The sequence below is a fragment of the Lutibacter maritimus genome, assembly GCF_900116115.1.
Classification (GTDB): domain Bacteria; phylum Bacteroidota; class Bacteroidia; order Flavobacteriales; family Flavobacteriaceae; genus Lutibacter; species Lutibacter maritimus.
The window spans coordinates 219,188-239,384 of record NZ_FOZP01000007.1 but is presented as its reverse complement, the minus strand read 5'-3'; the positions used below and the strand labels follow the sequence as shown (position 1 = coordinate 239,384).

Sequence of the window (20,197 nt, the reverse complement as noted above, 5' to 3'; positions counted from 1 at the left end):
TTAATCCGTTACAAAGTTCCAAATTTGCCCAATTGTTTGACCGCCTTTATTGTCTTTCACAACAACTTTCCAGTAATAATTGGTTGAAGCGTTCACAGACACGGTTAAAGAATTTGCCGAGATATTATCCCCTAGTTTTGCTGTTGGCGGATTGGATGTTCCAACATATACATCATAGGTTAACGCATCAGAAGTATCCACATCACTAGCGGTCCATTCTAATGTAGCTGTAGCTGTTTGTACAGTTGCATTTAATACTGGTTTTACAAGTACTGGTGCAAAAGGTAAATGATTGGTTACTCCTGTTCCTTCTGTATAAAACTGAAATGTTGAGGAATAATTACTGGATGCATTTTTACTATCTGTAGCTTTTACTCTCCAATAATAAGCAACCCCTTTCTCTAATGCAATTGTTTGAGCCGCAGTTGTACTTGTTAAAGTATGTGCAATTTGAGAAAATTGATTGTCTTTGGCTACTTGTATTTGGTATGTAATTGTATTTCCTTCAGGATCTGATGAAACATTCCAAGTAAATGGCACCGAATTATCTATGCATAACATATTATTTGTTGGATATGTTAGTGTTGGTGTTGATGGAGCCTCATTTGTTTCTACAGGATCTGGAGGGGTATCTCCGCCGCCACCGCCGCCGCAAGAAATTAAAATACTCGTTAATGCAATTGTATATAAAAGTTTTTTCATTCGTTAAGTTATTTTATTTTTTAACTATTTTAAGTGTAATAGGATTATCTAAATAAACCTTTGCAAGATACAATCCTGCCGGTTTATTATCAATAGATAACTGTACTTTTCCTGAAATAATTGGATAGGTTTGTTTTGATAGTAATTGTCCATACGTATTGTATAAACCTATGGTTATTTCCTTTTCAGTTGTTGGCAACGTAATTTCAAATTGACCATTTGTTGGATTTGGATAGGCAACAATATTTTCCAATAAATTAATTGATTTAGAAAATACTCCCTCACAATCTACAGCTGTTTTTACCTGAAGTAAATCGCCTTGTTTTATTGATACTGAAAAAGAAGGTGCTGAGGTTTGTAATACTTGTTGATTATTTACAAACACATTAAACGGCGCAGTTCCTTGTTCCATTGTAATTTCAACTTTTGAAGCAGCAACGCTAGTTTTAGCTGAAACCGTTTTTCCAGGATCTATTTTAACAATATAACATTGTTCATACGTTTTTCCAGTTACTGTAATGCATACATTGTAGGTAGCTGGCTGTAAATTATTAACCGTTAAACTATTATTGGTAAAATTATAAGCAGTACCGTTAATACTCGCTACATACGGATAGGTTTCTTGTGCCGTAATTTTTAGTTGTCCGTTGTTTTTATTAGGACAGGTTTCGCTGATAGCTGTTACTGTAAAGTTAGATGCTGGTAAACTAAATATAGGACAACCTGTTGCGTTTACTTGAGATCCCAATGGTGTGTTGGGACATAAGTCTTTTGTGTCCACTATACCATCACCATCGCTATCGTCATTAGCAGTTCCTCCTCTAGGATCTAATAGTTTAACAGATGAATACATTTTATATTCTCCTGGATTTAAAGTTATTGAAGTTGAGGTATTTACAATATTTTTTTCTTCTCCAGTAAAATATTCGTACCAAGTACCAGTTTTTGAAAATTGAGCAATAATAGTTTTAGAAACAATATCAAAATTACCAACAATTACAACGTCTGTTGAGCTGTGTTTTAATAAAATTGTTTTTGTTAAAGACCCTACATTTAATGTAAAATCGGTTGTATTAAAAACTGGTTGTTGTTTTTTAAATTCATTTAAAGTTGCCCAAGTATTATAAATTTGTTTTCTATTCGAATTATCAAAATATTCCCATCTGATAGGTTTTCTATCAACTCTTCCAGGATCATTTATGCTCACATCATAACCTAATTCTCCAAATTGCCAAATCATTTTTGGACCAGGAATTGTAAAAAAGAATAAACCAGCTAATTCTTGACGAGAAAGTGCTGTGTTTAAATCTTTAACATTGTATGTAGCATTGCTATTTCCATATTGAAGGTTTTTATACATTAACCGTTCTTCATCATGACTTTCCATGTAGCCAACTAAATTAGGTAAATTCCATCCTCTTTGTTTATATGAAATCCAATTAATATCAGCATCTGATGAAAAGCCCATTGTATTTTGGTTGTAATTATGATTCAGATTTCCCCAAAGCATAATTCCAAAATTAGCTAACTCTTTTTCTTCTGAATTTTCTGATAAATGCTCAAAAATAACATAGGGTTTATTTGTAGGATTATTGCTCCAAACATGACTAGCATAATTTTTTAAAATTGCTATTCTTGATGGATCATAGGCACTTGCCCAATTGTCTGCTCCATAATATAATGTATTAGAAAAACCTTTTGTAAAATCAAATCTAAAACCATCTATTTTGTATTCATTCATCCAATAACTTAAAACATCTTTAAAGAAATTTTTTGTATAGGTTGATTCATGGTTAAAATCGTAACCCCAATGTGCATTTGTATTATCTACTAAATTGTGATTTTGATTGTACCAAGGATTGTCAGCAGCGGGTTTATTATTTGCAGCATCCCAATACATTTGAAGTAGTGGAGATTGTCCGTAAGAATGGTTAAATACTACATCAGCTAAAACAGCTATTCCACGTTCATGGCAAGCATCTACAAATTTTTTAAAATCATTTTTTGTACCATAAGCCTTATCTAAAGCCATATATAATGCAGGATTGTATCCCCAACTATCAGCTCCTTCAAATTCATTTATTGGCATCAATTCAATAGCATTTATTCCTAAATTTTTTAAATAATCAAGTTTAGTTAAAGCTTCATTGTAAGAATCAGATTCTGTGAAATCTCTTAGGTGTAATTCGTAAATAATTAAGTTATTTTGTGATGGTTTTATAAAGTTTGAAACATTCCATGAATATATAGGTTCATTTATTAAAAATGTAGAAACATAACCTGTAGTTAAGTTAGTAGGGTAGGCTTTTAGATTTGGGTAATTTCCTGATTTTATGTATTGATCTGTCCAAGGATCTAATATTTTTTCTGAATATGGATCAGCAATTTTAATAGTGTAATCAACTAAATATTGATAAGCATATTCTGTATTTGGGTCTAAATTGTTTAAAGTTATCCAAAATAAATCTGGATTTGAAGTGTCTTTTTTTAATTGGTATTGGGTATTATTTTCCCAATTGTTAAAATCACCTATTAACAAAACCGAGTTTTTATTTGGAGCTTCTAAAACAAAAGTTACTGTATTATCATTATTTATATTAACTCCTTTTTTTGCATTTGCTGGAATTGCAGCAACTTGAGTTGGTGATTTTACATATACTGAAATTTCAGTTTCTTTAGTTTCTGTAGCACTTGTAGCTTTTACTTTAAGTGTATAATTTCCTGAGCTTAAAAATGTATATGGAGTTGAAATTGTTTTGGAATTAGCTATTGTTTTTTTAGAAACGCCATTTACAAAAATTTCAAGGTTTGCGTCTATTGAAGATTCTGCAGAAATTGTGGTTACAGAATTTAAATTAAATACACTTCCATTTGAAGGGCTTGTAAAAGCAACATTTAACCCTGCTTCATATAAAGGTATAAAAATATCTGGCCTAGTTTGTTTAGTGCCGTCAGCAGATCTAAAAACAACACAAATTTCAGTTATTTTTTTTGATGATTCAACATTATAAAATGAATACACGTCAGGAGTTATATCAATTGTATAAATATTTGAATTAGTTGTGCTTTTAGTTAATTTAGCTTTTGGCGTATTTACACCCCATTCAGCAATAACATTTTGCCATCTAGTATTGTCTATTGTTACTCCAGTATGCGCATAAATATCACCAGTAATTCCTTCTAATTCAGTTCCTGTTGTGTTTAGAGTTAGTTTTATTGAACTCGTAGTAATTGGAATACTTGGAGTAGTGGTTACTTGTGAAAAAGTAATGTAAGGAATAATTAGTAGTAGTAATAATCTGATTTTCATATTATTGTGTTTATTTTTTTATAAATAAAAGCCAGAATAACATTCTGGCTTTTAAAAATTGTTATAAAAGGTTATCATTTTTAATGATAACCTTTTATACTTCTTATAAACTTACAACGGATATATTTCCTTTGTTGAAGTTTACTGTAATTTTGTAATTACCACCAGTAGTTACTTTCAAGTTATTTTCATCATTTTGTTCAAGAACTTTAGAAGCAACTTTGCTTTCACCAAAATCATCTCCCCAGCTTCCAGCCACAGGAACAAATTTAAATTCATCATTAGCGCTTAAAGCTTGTGTAATTTCAAAAACACCGGCTGATGTTTGAGTAAATTTAGGATTTCCTGCAGTATTGCTCCATCCGTTAAAAGCACCAACTAAAAATAAATTAGCAGGAATAGCATTAATTTTTGAAACTGTGTATGATAAAGTATTGTAATTAACTGCAACAACATATTTACCAGCTTCGTAGCCTTTTAAATTGTCTTCATCATCTTGTACAATTCTACCAGCCTCAGTTTTGCTAGCTCCCCAGTCACCATCCCAACTTCCGTTGTTTGGTAAAAATTTAAACTCTGCACCATCAGGTAAATCTAAAACAATAGTAAATATTCCTAAACTAGCTTCAGCCATTGGTAAAGCTGCACCATTATTCCAACCGTTAATTGATCCTACAGTAAATAAACTTCCAACAGGTGTTAATTTGTAGGTTAAATTATTGTAATCTACAGTAACTAAATACTTGCCAGTATATCCTTTAATATTGTCTTCATCATCTTGTACAATTGAACCTGCATTATTTTTGTCTGCACCCCAATCACCATCCCAACTTCCTTGTGTTGGTAAAAATTTGAATTCAGCACCATCAGGTAAATCTACAACAATAGAAAATGTATTTTCTCCGCTTTTGAATAAAGGTAGCGCAGTTGCATTGTCCCAACCATTTATAGAACCTACCAAATATAAATTTTCTGGTGCTAGAATTGGTTTTAAATTGAAAGTAAAGTCATTTAAATTTACGGTAACATCATATTTTCCTGCAGGATATCCTGCAATATTTTGTTCACCTTCTTCTACAAGTTTACCTGGATTATTTGGATCTTCACCAAAATCGCCATCCCAACCTGTATTTTGAGGTAAAAATTTAAATTCATCACCATCAGCTAAATCAATAGTTATTAAGAATTCATTAAAACCTGTTCTTGTCATTGGTAACGATTCTTCTGGTTTCCAATTTGTTAAACTTCCAACTAAAAATAACTCTGTAAATTCTATTTTATATGGAGTAAGTAAAACAGACACTTTGTTTGAAATAAAATCACCTGAAGTAACTCTAATTTCAATTGAAGCTTCACTTTCCGCAGGTATTTGTAATACATCTAAAGCTAAATTATTTAATTCTTCAACAGTTAAATGTAAAGTCATATTTGTTGTAGAACCAATAACGGTTGGAGCAGAAAAATCTGTTCCAGTTAAAGCAACTTCAACATTATAAGTGGCGCCAGAATCTTTTAAGTTAGCAGAATTCCAGCTAACAGTTAACCCTGGATTTTGTTCGTTAGTATCAATAAGTGCTATTGATGATCCATCAATAGGACTATTTAGAGTAATGCCATCTTGAGGAGGTAAAATCTCAAAGTTTTCATTTTCATCACATGATGTAAGTCCTAGGAAAACAAAAGAAAGCAATACAATTTTATATATATATTTCATATTTTTCAATTTTAATTTACTAATTAGGAGTAGCTGTATAGCTATATTCTCTTGGTTTACTTAGGTCTAATACAATATGATAGTTTCCTGATGGTTGGTCAAATGTAAAGTCACCTCCAGCTTGTAAGAATCCATCTGCATTAAATGAACCAAATTCAAATCTACCCCATTCATTATTTCCTCTAAATTTCCAACCTTTTCCGTTTACCATATTAATGTCTACAGAAAGTGTTTTAGTAGCAGCATCATAAACTAAGTCAGTGTCACTATCCCATCCTGTTGGAGTTGCTTCACCTATAATACCCCAGTTTACAGCAGATTCTTTGTAAGTTAGCTTATCAGTATCTGCTTCAATATAGTAATAACCGGCTGTTGCTTCTAAATCTTTTTCGTCTTGTTCAACAAGAACACCTGCATTAGTTCCGTCCCATCCCCAATCGGTATTTCCCCAGAAGAAACCTCCAGTTTCATTTGGTGCAATAAACTTATGTCCACCATCTAACCAAACATATCCTGCATAATCAGTTTTACCAAAACCTGAAGATGCTAATAAAGGAGCACTTGCAGGATCCCATCCTTGGTGGTTACCAGGTACTGCAATGGTAGGTAAATCTGTTGTAAATGGAGTTACAAATATTGTAACGATGTCTGAAACTTGAGGTGTGCTACCTAATGATCCAATGGTTGATGTAATTCTAATATCTATACCATCTTCAACAAAAGGAGATAAGCCACTTCCAACAGCTGCACCATTAAGTTCACCAACATTTAGTGTTATAAATGTATTTGTTGTTGAACTTATTGTGGTAGGCTCACTGAAACTTGTTCCCGTTTTTGCAAACTCTACTTTATAACTGATTCCTGTTGGTACTCCATAATCTGCAGCATTCCAAGTAATAGTTAAAATAGGATTTGTTTGACTCTCCTCAGGATTTAAAATATAATTAGATCCTGTTTCCGGAGAAGTTATCTCACCAGCACCTACTGGTGTTATTGTTAGTTGTTCTTGATCTTCGTTATCACATGAAATTACAGTGAAAGCAAAGATTGTAAACAACAAAAATTTAAATATGTTTTTCATCTTAAATATAATTAAATGTTAATAACCAGGGTTTTGAGTTAAATTTGGATTCGCTGCCATATTGTTAGCAGGAATTGGATATACATTTAAATGACTTGGTAAAGCAATTCCGCTAGCGCTACCACCTTTAAATGCCCAATTGTAATTTCCACCTGTGTATAATCCAAATCTTATTAAATCTTGTCTTCTGTGTCCTTCCCAGTATAATTCCCTTGATCTTTCGTCAATTAAGAAAGGTAAAGTTAAGCTTGAAGCTGAAATTGTTGCTGAATGAGCTCTGTTTCTTAATAAGTTTACATAATTTACTGCATCAGTCATAGATCCACCAGCACCACCTCTTACAACTGCTTCTGCGTACATTAAATAAATATCTGCTAATCTAAACATAGGGAAATCAGTATCCACAAATGTTGGATCTGGACCAGCTTCTCCTGTTGATGTTACATTTTTGAATTTAGTAATAATAAATCCAGAGTCTCTATCTCCAACATCAACAATATCAGCAGTTCTTCCAGCTGTAATTAATGTATTTCTATCATCAGTTAAAGGAACATCACCATTTAAAAATTTATTAGAAAATTGTTTTCTAACTCTTAATGCACCACCCCAACCTTGGGCTCCAAGCTCAGCAGTATTACTTTCTAAACTTCCAACTTCACCGTTAATAATTACAGTTGTTGCTCCATAATTTTGAGTAACAATACCGTCACAAACAAGCGGGAAAATTATTTCATTTTTACCTGCTTCATTAAAATCGTTATCGGCTAAAAAGTTTAAACCATAATCAGATGCTAAAGAGAATCCACCTCCAATTACTTTTTTAGTGTAAGTAATACATTCTGTATTTTTATCTTGTCCAATATAAACATTAGCATTTAAATAAATTTTAGCTAAAATTGTCCATGCAACAGCTTTATCAGCGCGTGCATATTCGTTTTGTTGTGGAGCTACTAAATCTCCTTCAATATCTAATAGCTCTGATTCAATAAAATCAAATAACTGAGCTCTATTATATTGTGGTCCTTGATAAACTCCAACAGGATCATTTTCTGTTACAAAAGCTGCTTTACCAAATAAGTCCATTAAGTGGTAATATGCCAATGCTCTTAACAATCTAGCTTCGGCTCTGTAGGCAACAATATCATTTCCAACTTTTGAAGTATGACCTCTAGCTTCTAATGCTTCAGGAGATGATTGTCTTAAAAAATCATTTGTTAAAGCAACAGTATACATTGCTCTACTAAAGAAACCTAATAAAATTGTATTGTTTGGTCCCCAAGTATTTCTTTGAATTTCTTTTACAGCACCACCTTCATCATTTTCATAAGACCAAATTGGCTCATCTGCAGCTAAATCTTGTAAATACCATAATGTTCTGGCATATTGGCTAGTTCCTGCATCAATACCTTGTAAGTTTGAAGATCCTGAACCGCTAGTTCCTGTTAAAGAAAGATTACCGTAAATTCCTGCTAATGCCTGTTTATATGAATTAGGATTGGCATAAAAATCTTCAGATAAAAATTCGTCATCATCTTTTGGAATTACATCCAAATCATTAGTACAAGCACTAAGAATGAAAAGAAATCCCAAAAAGAAATAAAATTTATGTATATATTTTGTTTTCATTTTCGTGTTTTTTATTAAAATTTAAGGTTAGCTCCCATCATGAAAGTTCTTGCTCTTGGATATATTGTATTATCAATTCCTCCAAAAATTTCTGGATCCAAACCACTATAATTTGTAATTGTAAATACATTTTGAACACCACCCCATAAGTAAATACTAGATAAACCTTTGTTAAATTTATTAAAAGTATAACCAAATGTTACATTGTCCATTTTTAAGAAAGAAGCATTTTCAATAAAGTAATCAGAAATAAGTACATTACTTGTTTCAACAAAATTTGATTCTAAAACTGAAACAGGTACGTTTGCTAATGCTGTTACCTCCTGTAATTTATTGTATTGAGCTCTTTCTGAATTTAGGTTATTATACATGTAATTACCAATGCTTGCTCTTAAATTAAATGATAAATCAAAGTTTTTATAATTCATACTTGATTGTAATCCCATTGTAAAGTCTGCGTTTGGTTTTTTATAAATATATTTATCGCTAGAATTGATTAAACCGTCTTGATTAATGTCTGCATAAGCACCTTCAATTGGAGCTCCATTAACATCATATAGTTGTTTGTACACATAATATGAATATGGTGAGAAACCTTCTCTGTGTAATTGAATTCTAGATCCAGTACCACCTGCAATTCCTCCAACTTCAATATCTTGACCAAAAGCAAGTTGATCAATTTGTGTACGGTTCACATTTACGTTGTAGTTTAAATTCCAGTTAAAGTTATCATTTGCAACAACATCAGCACCAATTGAAAATTCAATACCTTTTGATGTAAATTGACCAATATTTTGCCAACCTGCATTGCTAAAGTTAGAACCATCGGCTACTGCAACGTTTGCTAATAAATCTTTAGATTCTTTTAAATAAACTTCTAATGAACCATTAATTTTGTCATTGAATAATCCAAAATCAAATGCTGCGTTATATGTTGTTGTTTCTTCCCATTTAATATCTTCAAAACGAGATTGAGGAATTCCAACTATAATTGGAGTGTTTCCAAATATATATTGAGAAACAGCATCACCAGTTACGTGTCTTCCTAAATATGCATAAGATGCAGGAATATCTTGTTGTCCTGTAATACCCCAACCTAATCTTAATTTCAATGTAGAAATAACGTTAGAATTTTTTAAGAAATCTTCTTCATTAATTTTCCACGCAATTGCTGCAGCTGGGAAATTACCCCAACGGTTGTCTTTATTAAATCTTGAAGTACCATCTCTTCTGTAAGATAATGTTAAAAGGTATTTATCAAAGAAACTTAAATTAGTTCTTCCAAAGAAACCAATTAATACAACATCTGGATGTGTATTCACATCAGAAACTGCATCTGGATCTATTGTATTTCCAGTATTAAAGTCTTCTCCTTCAAATTTTTGGTAAGAATAACCAGCAGTTGCTTCAACATTTACATTTCCTAATTCTTTATTATATACAAAATAAGCATCTAATAAGGTGTTTTTTCTTTCACTTGTGTAATAAGAAGCTGAACCTAAGAATGGAGTATTGATAGCTGTTCTAAAACCATTAATACTTTGGTCTGATAAAATATTTGAACCACTACCAGTTGATCTGTCGTAACCTAAATTTAAAACTGCTCTTAATTCAGGTAAGAAATTAAATTTGTAATCAAATTCAAGATTACCAAATACTCTATCAACAATACCAGAATTATTTCTTTGCATTAAGCTAGCTACAGGGTTTCTAGGAGCGTTGTTTGGCTCACCTGCAGTGTGATATTCAAAAAATCCTCCAAAAGGAGAAGTTTCGTCATATACAGGTTGTGTTGGATCAAAATATAAAGCTGAACCTTCAACACCATCAGCAAATCTATTTTTTTCAGAACTTACGTTTGCATTTAAATTAACTTTTAAACTTTCATCAAAAAATGTTGGATTTAAATTTAAGGTAACTGAAGTTCTTTCAAATTTTGAAGTTTTACGTAAACCAGGCTGTTGTGTGTTACCAAAAGATAACCTTGCTGGCATATTTTCTAATAAAGCACCGCTTAAAGAAATATTTTGATCAAACGTAAGTTTTTGTTGATAAATTTCATCTTGCCAATCAGTATTTGCATTTCCTAATTGATCAATACTAATTCCAGTTTGACCTGCTGCAACTCTGTCCGCAATTAAAGATCGGTACTCATCAGCGCTAAATACATCAATTTTGTTTGCCAAAGTTTGGTAACTGGTTTTAAAATTCACATCAACCTGAAAAGTTTGTTTCCCTTTTTTAGTTGTTATAATAATTACACCATTTGATGCTCTAGAACCATAAATTGCAGTTGAAGATGCATCTTTTAACACAGAAAATGATTCAATATCATTTGGATTTATTGAAGCAAGAACTGAAGTTGATCCACCTACGGTTGAATTTGAAATAGGTAATCCATCAATTACAATTAAAGGATCATTGGATGCACCTAATGATGCGCCTCCTCTAATTCTAATAGTACTACCACCACCAGGAGCACCATCACTTGTTACGTTCACACCAGCTACTCTACCAGTAATTAAACTTGCAGGTGTAACAATGTTACCTTTGTTAAAGTCTTTTTCAGTAACAGCAGAAACAGACCCTGTTGCATCTTTAACAGTTGTTGTACCGTAACCAATTAAAACTATTTCATCTAATGTTTCAGTACTTTCTGTTAAAGCAACATTAATTGTTGTGTTATTTCCAACAGTAATTTCTTTTGAGTTAAATCCTACAAAAGAAAATACTAATACGTCTCCAGTTTTAACGTTGTCTATTGTATAGTTTCCGTCAAAATCTGTTGCTGAACCTCTAGCAGTTCCTTTAATTATAACGCCAACTCCAGGTAATGCTGTATTTCCTGTTGCTTCTGTAACTTTTCCAGTTATAGTTTGTTGACCAAACATTATAACAGGAAATAGAAGTATGACGTTAAACAAAAAAATTCTAAAATTTTTCATCTATTTTAAGTTAATTAATAATTAAGGTTTGTTTAAAAAATTTGTACTATTTTATTACATTTCACACTGTGAAGTTAAGAACTTAACTTAGATTTAACACTATTTATAAAGTTACGCAAACGTTTTCGTGTTTATAACTTTTTAACTCTAACGTTAGAGTTGTTTAACTTTTTTTTAACTTTTTTGGTAAAAATTATCAATTTGGTGTATAACCTTGATAATTTAGAATTAAAATTGTGTAAATAAATTTATAATTTCGATTTCTATGCATATAATAGTATATTTGTAACATATTAAAAAAGCCTTAAAAAATAGAATGAAGCCTAGAATAACTTTAAAAAAAATAGCAAAAGAATTTGGAGTATCAATTTCAACGGTTTCAAAGGCATTAAAAGATAGTCACGAAATAAGTGAAGATGTTCGTGAACGGATAAAAGCTTTTGCTGATTTTTATAATTATAAACCTAATAGTTTAGCACTTCAATTACGTAATCAGAAAACATCTGTGATAGGTGTAATTGTTCCAGAAATAGTGCATCATTTTTTCTCACAAGTAATTGATGGAATTGAAAAATACGCCAATGAACATGGCTATAGTGTAATGGTTTGTATCTCAAACGAATCTTATAAAAAAGAGGTTTCAAATATTTCGGTTTTAACAAACGGAAGTATTGACGGTTTAATTGTGTCAATTGCCAGAGAAACACAAGAAACCCAAAACTTTAAGCACTTTGAAGATTTAATAAAAGATGATTTTCCTCTAGTTTTATTTGATAGAATTATTGAAGATTTACAATGTGATAAAGTAATAATTGATGATGTTGGAGGTGCTTTTCAAGCAACCGAACATTTAATTGATTTAGGTGCAAAAAGAGTTGCATTACTTACTACGCAAGACTATATATCAGTTGGAGCTTTAAGAAAAGAAGGCTATTTAAAGGCATTAGTAGCCAAAGGTGTTACTATTGATGAGAGTTTGATATATAGAATTGAGGATAATAAAAATTTATACGAACAAATTGAAAAAGTTATTAATGTTCCAAATCCTCCTGATGCAATTTTAGCTGTAAATGAAATTTATGCTGCAAATGCCTTAAAAGTCGCCAAGGAAAGAGGTTTGGCAATTCCAGAAGATATTGCAATTATTGGGTTTACTAGTGGTTTAATATCAGAATTTACATCGCCACCACTAACTTCAGTTGTACAACACGGATTTTTAATGGGGCAACATGCTGCAGAATTGTTAATAAATAGAATTGAACATACTGCTCCAGAAGCTTTTCAAAAAGAAGTAATTTCTACTAATTTAAAAGTTAGAAAATCTACAATTAATTCATAAAATCCTTTTTTAAAAGGCTTAAATTAGCTTTAAGAGTAAAAAAGACAGCATTTTTTTTCTAATAACTCAAAGGTTATAGTACTGAAAACTAGATTTTTTAACTAAAAAATCTCACATCAAATAAATAAAACTTAAATTTATATTTATATATTTGTCTGGTAAAAGTAATTTTACAACTACTATTTTTCACACTTCACACAAAATAATGTTTAAAGTATTTCGCTTTAAACCATATTAATATTTTATACTATCATAAATGGAAAAACGGAAACTAAGTTTCTGGGATATCTGGAACATGAGTTTCGGGTTCTTGGGAATTCAAATGGGTTTTGCTTTGCAAAATGCCAATGCCAGTAGAATATTACAAATTTTTGGTGCAGATGTTCACGAACTATCTTGGTTTTGGATTGTTGCTCCTTTAACAGGTTTAATTGTTCAGCCAATAATTGGCTATTATAGTGATAGAACTTGGACAAGACTTGGGAGAAGACGTCCTTATTTTTTAACAGGAGCATTATTAGCATCTATGGGATTAATTTTAATGCCAAATGCCGATATGTTTACAGCATTTATGCCCGCTTTGTGGGTTGGTGCAGGTATGTTAATGATTATGGATGCTTCATTTAATGTTGCAATGGAACCTTTTAGAGCGCTAGTTGCAGATATTTTACCTTCAGATCAAAGAACGTTAGGTTTTAGTGTTCAAACAATTCTAATTGGTATTGGAGCCGTAATAGGTTCATGGTTACCATATGTTTTAACAAACTGGTTTGGTATTTTAAATGAATCTCAACCAGGAGAAGTTCCAACCAATCTATTATTATCATTCATTATTGGAGCCGCAGTTTTAGTTACAAGTATTTTAGTTACAGTATTTACAACAAAAGAATATTCGCCTGATGAAGTTGCTCAATTTCAAACTGAAGAGGAAGAAATTGTAGATAAAGAATCTAGCATATTTGATATTTTTACCGATTTTAAGAAAATGCCATTAACAATGAGACAATTGAGCTCTGTTCAATTTTTCTCATGGTTTGGTTTATTTGGTATGTGGGTATTTTCAACTCCAGCAATAGCACATCATATTTATGGCTTATCATTAGATGATCACGGAACACAATATCAAGTAGCGGGAGATTGGGTAGGAATATTATTTGGAGTTTATAATGCAGTTTCTGCGGTGTACGCCTTCTTTTTACCTGCTATAGCAAAAAAAATAGGTAGAAAATTAACACATGCTGTTTCGCTGGTTTTAGGTGGATTGGGACTAATTTCAATTTATTTTGTGCCAAATGAAAACTGGTTATTCTTATCTATGTTTGGTGTCGGAATTGCTTGGGCAAGTATTTTAGCAATGCCTTATGCCATTTTAGCTGGTTCTATTCCTGCTAAAAAAATGGGTGTTTATATGGGAATTTTCAACTTCTTTATTGTGTTACCACAAATTATAAATGCTTTAATTGGTGGTCCTATGGTAGAATATTTATATGGAGGTAATCCAATTTATGCATTAGTTTTAAGTGGTGTTTCACTTTTAATTGCAGCAGTATTAGTTGTAAAAGTGAAAGATGTTGATGACGAAGTAGTAATAAAATTATAAAAATGAAAAAAGAAATAGCATTTATATTTGATTTAGATGGTGTTATTGTTGATACCGCAAAATATCATTTTTTAGCTTGGCGAAATTTAGCAAATTCATTAGGATTTGAATTTACCGAAGCGCATAACGAATTATTAAAAGGAGTAAGTAGAGTAAGATCTCTAGAAATTTTATTAGAAATAGGTAAAGTAGCATTAACTGAAGACCAAAAACAATCATTATTAATAAAGAAAAACGAAGAATATTTAAGCTATGTAAATAAAATGACAGCGGATGAAATTCTTCCAGGGATTAGTAATTTGTTGGATTATTTAGATGTAAATAACATAAAATATGCTTTGGGTTCAGCAAGTAAAAATGCACCATTAATTTTAGAAAAAGTGGGTCTTTTAAATAGATTTTCAGCAATAGTAGATGGAAATGATGTTTCAAAAGCAAAACCAGATCCAGAAGTATTTTTAATAGGTGCTCAAAAATTACAGATGAAACCTGAAAACTGTATTGTGGTAGAAGATGCCATTGCAGGAATTGAAGCTGCAAATGCAGCAAATATGGTAAGTATTGGAATTGGTGATGCAGAATTATTAAAGAAAGCCACGTATATATTAAAAGATACTACAGGTTTTACAAACGATTTTTTAAAAAATCTAATCAATTAGAAAAATGAACAAGAATTATATTATTCCAAATGAATGGGCCATTATTGAAGAAGGTTTTAATGTGGAAAATGTTGAAGCTTCTGAGAGTTTATTCAGTATTGGAAATGGGTCTATGGGACAACGAGCTAATTTTGAAGAAGATTACTCAGGTAAAACTTTTCAAGGAAGTTATATTGGAGGAATTTATTATCCAGATAAAACACGTGTTGGTTGGTGGAAAAACGGCTATCCAGAATATTTTGCTAAAGTTTTAAATGCACCAAATTGGATTGGAATTCGTATTCAAATTAATGCAACTAATTTAGATTTAAATGTTTGCAAAATTTCTAATTTCAGAAGAGAATTAAATATGAAAGAAGGCTGGTTAGGCCGTTCTTTTAAAGCAATACTCCCAACTGGTGAAGAAATTGAAGTACATGCAAAACGTTTTATTAGTGTAAAATATAACGAAGTTGGAGCTATTGAGTATTCAATAAAAGCAGTTAATTTTTCTGGAGAAATTACTTTTTCACCTTATTTAGATGCTGGTATTGAAAACGAAGATTCTAATTATAACGAATATTTTTGGGAAACATTAAAAATTGTTGAAGGAGTTAACCAAGGGTGTATTTTAGCGAAAACACTAAAAACTGAATTTCATGTTGCAACAGCTATGGAAGTTGATTTTGCTATTAATGGAAAAAATGTTGCTGCAACTCACATATCAATAATTGAAGAAAAAGCTTTGACCTATACTTATAAATTAAAAGTATCTCAAGGAGAAACAGCTACAATTTATAAATTCGCATCATACGTAAGTTCGTTAAATTATGAAAAAGGTAATTTAATTGAAGCTGGTTTTAAAAATGTTACAGAGGCTAAAAATTTAGGCTTTGCACAATTATTTCAAGATCAAAAAGATTCTTGGGCAACAATTTGGGAAACTGCCGATATTATAATTGAAGGAGATATTAAAGCACAACAAGGTATTCGTTTTAATATTTTCCAATTAAATCAAACCTATATGGGAACAGATGCACGTTTAAACATTGGCCCAAAAGGATTTACTGGCGAAAAATATGGAGGAAGTACTTATTGGGATACAGAAGCTTATTGTATACCGTTTTATATGGCTACAAAAGATGCAAGTGTTGCAAAAAACTTATTAATGTATCGTTACAATCAATTGGGAAAAGCCATTGAAAACGCTCAAAAATTAGGTTTTAAAAACGGAGCGGCGTTGTATCCAATGGTTACTATGAATGGTGAAGAATGCCATAACGAATGGGAAATTACTTTTGAAGAAATTCACCGTAACGGAGCAATGGTTTATGGAATTTACAACTATGTTAATTTTACGCAAGATTTTGAGTACGTTGTAAAAAACGGATTGGAAGTTATGATTGCAATTTCACGTTTTTGGCATCAAAGGGCTAATTGGTCAGAAGTAAAAAAGCAATTTGTAATTTTAGGTGTTACAGGTCCAAATGAATACGAAAACAATATAAATAACAACTTCTATACCAATTATTTAGCAAAATGGTGTATTGAATATACTGTTGAATGTTTAAATAAGATTGAAGAAAAGTATCCACAAGATTTTAAACGAATTGTTGCGAAAACCAATTTATCTGGGGAAGAAACTTATAAGTGGATTAAAGTTGCAGATAACATGTATTTTCCTTTTGATGAAGAAAAACAAGTGTTTTTACAACAAGATGGATTTTTAGATAAAGAGTTGATTCCGGTTAAAGATTTACCAAAATCTGAACGTCCAATTAATCAAAAATGGTCTTGGGATAGAATTTTGCGTTCTTGTTATATAAAACAAGCCGATGTTTTGCAAGGAATGTTCTTATTTGAAGATAAATTTGACAAAGAAGTAGTTGAACGTCATTTCGATTTTTACGAGCCATTAACTGTTCATGAATCATCGTTATCACCCTGTGTACATTCAATTTTAGCAGCTTCAATAGATAGAATGCCAAAAGCCTACGAGCAATATTTACGAACTGCACGTTTAGATTTAGATGATTATAACCACGAAGTTCATGAAGGTTGCCACATTACAAGTATGGCAGGAACTTGGATGAGTGTTGTTCAAGGTTTTGGAGGAATGCGTGTTTGGGAAAATGGTGTGTTATCATTCAATCCACAAATTCCTGCAGAATGGAAATCATACTCGTTTACAATTAATTTTAGAGGAAATGTTTTAAAAGTTTACAAAAGTCAAACCGATTGTAAATTTTACAATGAATCTGAAAAAGAACTTAAATTGATGGTAAATAATATGGAAGTTATAATTCCTTCAAACCAACTTTTAACAGTTTAATCAAACAATCCTGTAATTTTTTATCATTGTAAAAAGTTGCAGGATTTTGTTTTAAAATAACAAATCACAATGAAAGAAATTAAATTCTTTTTAATCTTAATGTTTTTAGGATTAAATATTTACGCACAGAAAATAGATAAAATTGAACCTCCGTATTGGTGGGTAGATATGAATCATAATCAATTAGAAATTATGATTTATGGAAAAGATATTGCTAAATACAAACCAACAATTGCTAATGAAACAATTCAACTTGTTGAGGTAAAAAACACCGAAAATGATAATTATTTATTTTTAACGGTAGATCTTTCAAAAGCAACAATAGGCAATTTTACAATTGATTTTGCTAGAGCAGGTAAAAGAAATAATTTCTCTTATAATTACGAGTTAAAACAACGAAAAGAAAATTCAAAAAACAGAAAAGGTTTTGATAGCTCAGATGTTATTTATTTAATAACCCCAGATCGTTTTGCAAATGCCGATACTTCAAATGATGTGGTAAAAGGATTGCGTGAAACTAAAATAAATAGAAAAGATGATTACGGTCGTCACGGTGGTGATTTAAAAGGAATTATAAATCATTTAGACTATATAGATGAAATGGGTTTTACGGCTATTTGGCCAACGCCAGTTTTAACAAATGATATGAAAAATAGTTCATATCACGGTTATGCTATGACAGATTTATATGAAGTTGATCCTCGTTTTGGAACTTTAGCAGATTATATTAATTTATCAAAAAAAGCCAATGAAAAAGGCATTAAATTAATAATGGACCAGGTTGAAAATCATATTGGAAGTGAACATTGGTGGATGAAAGATTTACCATCAAGTAATTGGGTAAATTATCAAAAAGAATATTTAGAAGGAAACACCATAATAACAAACCACAGACGTACAACCAATCAAGATTCTTATGCTTCAAAAGCTGATAGTAAATTAATGAATGAAGGTTGGTTTGTTTCTGCAATGCCAGATTTGAATCAAAAGAATCCCTTGTTAGCTAAATATTTAATTCAAAATAGTATTTGGTGGATTGAAACTTTGGATTTAGGAGGAATAAGACAAGATACCTATCCATATCCAGATAAGGAATTTATGAGTAATTGGGCAGGAGCAATTATGGCTGAATACCCAAATTTTAGTATTGTAGGCGAGGAGTGGAGCACAAATCCATTATTGGTTGCCTATTGGCAAAAAGATGCTGAAAATAAAGACGGATATCGTTCTAACTTAACATCATCAATGGATTTTCCAATGCAAAAAGCAATTGTTGATGGTTTAAATGAAGACGAAACTTGGGGTACTGGTTTGGTAAAAATATATGAAGGTTTGGCAAATGATTTTTCATATTCAAATCCAAGCGCAATAATGGCATTTCCAGACAATCACGATATGAGTCGTATTTATACGCAATTAGGTGAAGATATTACAAAAACTAAAATGGCATTGGGTTATTTATTGGCCTTACCAAGAATTTCTCAAATTTATTATGGTACAGAAATTTTAATAAGTGATGCTGCTAAACCTGGAGATCACGGTTTAATTAGAACTGATTTCCCTGGTGGATGGAAAGATGATAAAATTAATGCATTTACTGGCGAAGGCTTATCTAAAAAACAAGTTGAAATGCAATCTTTCCTAAAGAATGTATTAAATTATAGAAAAAATAGCGAAGCCATTCATAGCGGAAAAACGATTCATTTTGGGCCGGAAAAAGGTGTTTATGTGCTTTTTAGAGTTAAAAATGATGAAATTGTAGTGGTTATTTTAAATAAAAATCAAAAGGAAATAAACTTAGATTTAACTCGATTTAATGAAATTGGCTTGAATGGGAAAAAAGTAAAAGATATCAATACCTCAGAAGAATTTACTTGGAACAATTCCTTAAAACTTAAAGAAAAAGGAGTGCTTATTCTATCAACAAAATTGTAAGTTATGAGATTTTTTAAAGAAACAACAATTATAATTTTATTGCTGGCTTTATTTTCTTGTAAAGAAAAGCAACAAGTTATAACTAATTTATCAACTATTAAACTTTCAGAATACAATGGAAAGTTAAGTTCTGGAACAATAAAAAGAATTGATAGTTTTCCATCAAAATTTGTGCGTTCAAGAACAGTAGATATTTGGTTGCCAAATAATTATTCGCTAAAAAATAAATATGCCGTTTTGTATATGCATGATGGACAAATGTTGTTTGATGCAGAAACTACATGGAATAAACAAGAATGGAAAGTAGATGAAATTGTTGGCGGATTAATAGATGCTACAAAAATTAAAAATACTATTGTTGTGGCAATTTGGAATCATCCAAATATTAGACATTCCGATTATTATCCACAAAAACCATTTGATTTATTACCTCAGAAGTTTAAAGATTCTATTTTTTCTGAAAGTCAAAAACAGTTTGGTACAACTTTTACAGGTTTACAATCGGATAATTATTTAAAATTTATTGTTGAAGAAGTAAAACCATATATAGATTTAAACTTTTCAGTTTATAAAAATCCTGATAATACGGTTATAGCTGGTTCAAGTATGGGTGGTTTAATTTCAATGTACGCAATTTGTGAATACCCAAAAGTTTTTGGTGGAGCTGCTTGCTTATCTACACATTGGATAGGTTTTATGCCTCAAGAAAATTCGGTAGTTCCTGAATCATTTTTTAAGTATTTAGAGTCAAATTTACCTTCATCCAAAACACATAAAATTTATTTTGATTATGGAACAGAAACTTTAGATAAATTTTATTTGCCATATCAATATAGGGTAAATGAGGTGCTAACTTTAAAAGGTTTTGATAATTCTAATTCTAAAAATTTAAAATTTGAAGGGCACGATCATTCTGAAAACTCTTGGAATCAGCGTTTTCAAATACCAGTTGAATTTTTATTAAAGAACTAATTA

General features: G+C 31.0%; 12 protein-coding genes. 6 read left to right on the top strand and 6 right to left on the bottom strand.

Translation table 11 applies throughout. The annotated features are described in order from the left end of the window. The 6 genes from BM335_RS12730 to BM335_RS12705 form a co-directional block, all read right to left on the bottom strand. The gene (locus BM335_RS12730) at nucleotides 1-702 is read right to left on the bottom strand and encodes a glycoside hydrolase family 78 protein (protein WP_090223285.1); all 702 of its coding nucleotides are present in this window, start codon (nucleotides 700-702) and stop codon (nucleotides 1-3) included. A 13-nt stretch (nucleotides 703-715) separates the two neighbouring features. Beyond that, a complete protein-coding gene (locus BM335_RS12725) occupies nucleotides 716-4,012 on the bottom strand; it encodes an alpha-amylase family glycosyl hydrolase (RefSeq protein ID WP_090228533.1) in 3,297 nt (1,098 codons plus the stop codon). Nucleotides 4,013-4,115: 103 nt separating this feature from the next. After that, the gene (locus BM335_RS12720; RefSeq protein WP_090228530.1) at nucleotides 4,116-5,726 is read right to left on the bottom strand and encodes a SusF/SusE family carbohydrate-binding protein; all 1,611 of its coding nucleotides are present in this window, start codon (nucleotides 5,724-5,726) and stop codon (nucleotides 4,116-4,118) included. Nucleotides 5,727-5,745: 19 nt separating this feature from the next. Further along, complete coding sequence (locus BM335_RS12715) at nucleotides 5,746-6,807, bottom strand: SusE domain-containing protein (protein ID WP_090228525.1); 1,062 nt, start codon at nucleotides 6,805-6,807, stop codon at nucleotides 5,746-5,748. 18 nt (nucleotides 6,808-6,825) lie between these two features. After that, nucleotides 6,826-8,433, bottom strand: a complete 1,608-nt coding sequence (locus BM335_RS12710) for a RagB/SusD family nutrient uptake outer membrane protein (protein WP_090228519.1) — start codon at nucleotides 8,431-8,433, stop codon at nucleotides 6,826-6,828. A gap of 14 nt (nucleotides 8,434-8,447) precedes the next feature. Next, complete coding sequence (locus tag BM335_RS12705) at nucleotides 8,448-11,378, bottom strand: SusC/RagA family TonB-linked outer membrane protein (protein WP_090228515.1); 2,931 nt, start codon at nucleotides 11,376-11,378, stop codon at nucleotides 8,448-8,450. Between the two features lie 316 nt (nucleotides 11,379-11,694). Between BM335_RS12705 and BM335_RS12700 the strand changes: the two genes are divergently transcribed. From BM335_RS12700 to BM335_RS12675, 6 genes are all read left to right on the top strand, one after another. After that, nucleotides 11,695-12,717 (top strand): LacI family DNA-binding transcriptional regulator, encoded by a 1,023-nt coding sequence (locus BM335_RS12700; protein WP_090228511.1) that lies wholly within the window; start codon nucleotides 11,695-11,697, stop codon nucleotides 12,715-12,717. Between the two features lie 256 nt (nucleotides 12,718-12,973). Further along, nucleotides 12,974-14,317, top strand: coding sequence for an MFS transporter (locus tag BM335_RS12695; RefSeq protein ID WP_090228507.1), 1,344 nt, complete (start codon nucleotides 12,974-12,976; stop codon nucleotides 14,315-14,317). A 2-nt stretch (nucleotides 14,318-14,319) separates the two neighbouring features. Further along, nucleotides 14,320-14,976 carry a beta-phosphoglucomutase gene (gene pgmB, locus BM335_RS12690; protein ID WP_090228502.1) on the top strand — a complete coding sequence of 219 codons (657 nt, stop codon included), beginning with the start codon at nucleotides 14,320-14,322 and terminating at the stop codon, nucleotides 14,974-14,976. Nucleotides 14,977-14,980: 4 nt separating this feature from the next. After that, on the top strand, nucleotides 14,981-17,287 hold the full coding sequence (locus tag BM335_RS12685; RefSeq protein WP_090228499.1) for a family 65 glycosyl hydrolase domain-containing protein: 2,307 nt from the start codon (nucleotides 14,981-14,983) through the stop codon (nucleotides 17,285-17,287). 69 nt (nucleotides 17,288-17,356) lie between these two features. Then, a complete protein-coding gene (locus tag BM335_RS12680; protein ID WP_090228495.1) occupies nucleotides 17,357-19,222 on the top strand; it encodes a glycoside hydrolase family 13 protein in 1,866 nt (621 codons plus the stop codon). Nucleotides 19,223-19,225: 3 nt separating this feature from the next. Further along, complete coding sequence (locus tag BM335_RS12675; protein WP_090228491.1) at nucleotides 19,226-20,194, top strand: alpha/beta hydrolase; 969 nt, start codon at nucleotides 19,226-19,228, stop codon at nucleotides 20,192-20,194. The last annotated feature ends 3 nt before the right edge of the window (nucleotides 20,195-20,197 follow it).

Excerpts from the sequence above, each read along its gene's own strand:
- BM335_RS12675 (WP_090228491.1), top strand. The coding sequence starts at position 19,226 with ATGAGATTTTTTAAAGAAACAACAATTATAATTTTATTGCTGGCTTTA.
- BM335_RS12730 (WP_090223285.1), bottom strand. The coding sequence starts at position 702 with ATGAAAAAACTTTTATATACAATTGCATTAACGAGTATTTTAATTTCT.
- BM335_RS12705 (WP_090228515.1), bottom strand. The coding sequence starts at position 11,378 with ATGAAAAATTTTAGAATTTTTTTGTTTAACGTCATACTTCTATTTCCT.
- BM335_RS12685 (WP_090228499.1), top strand. The coding sequence starts at position 14,981 with ATGAACAAGAATTATATTATTCCAAATGAATGGGCCATTATTGAAGAA.
- pgmB (WP_090228502.1), top strand. The coding sequence starts at position 14,320 with ATGAAAAAAGAAATAGCATTTATATTTGATTTAGATGGTGTTATTGTT.
- BM335_RS12695 (WP_090228507.1), top strand. The coding sequence starts at position 12,974 with ATGGAAAAACGGAAACTAAGTTTCTGGGATATCTGGAACATGAGTTTC.
- BM335_RS12700 (WP_090228511.1), top strand. The coding sequence starts at position 11,695 with ATGAAGCCTAGAATAACTTTAAAAAAAATAGCAAAAGAATTTGGAGTA.
- BM335_RS12680 (WP_090228495.1), top strand. The coding sequence starts at position 17,357 with ATGAAAGAAATTAAATTCTTTTTAATCTTAATGTTTTTAGGATTAAAT.
- BM335_RS12710 (WP_090228519.1), bottom strand. The coding sequence starts at position 8,433 with ATGAAAACAAAATATATACATAAATTTTATTTCTTTTTGGGATTTCTT.
- BM335_RS12715 (WP_090228525.1), bottom strand. The coding sequence starts at position 6,807 with ATGAAAAACATATTTAAATTTTTGTTGTTTACAATCTTTGCTTTCACT.
- BM335_RS12720 (WP_090228530.1), bottom strand. The coding sequence starts at position 5,726 with ATGAAATATATATATAAAATTGTATTGCTTTCTTTTGTTTTCCTAGGA.
- BM335_RS12725 (WP_090228533.1), bottom strand. The coding sequence starts at position 4,012 with ATGAAAATCAGATTATTACTACTACTAATTATTCCTTACATTACTTTT.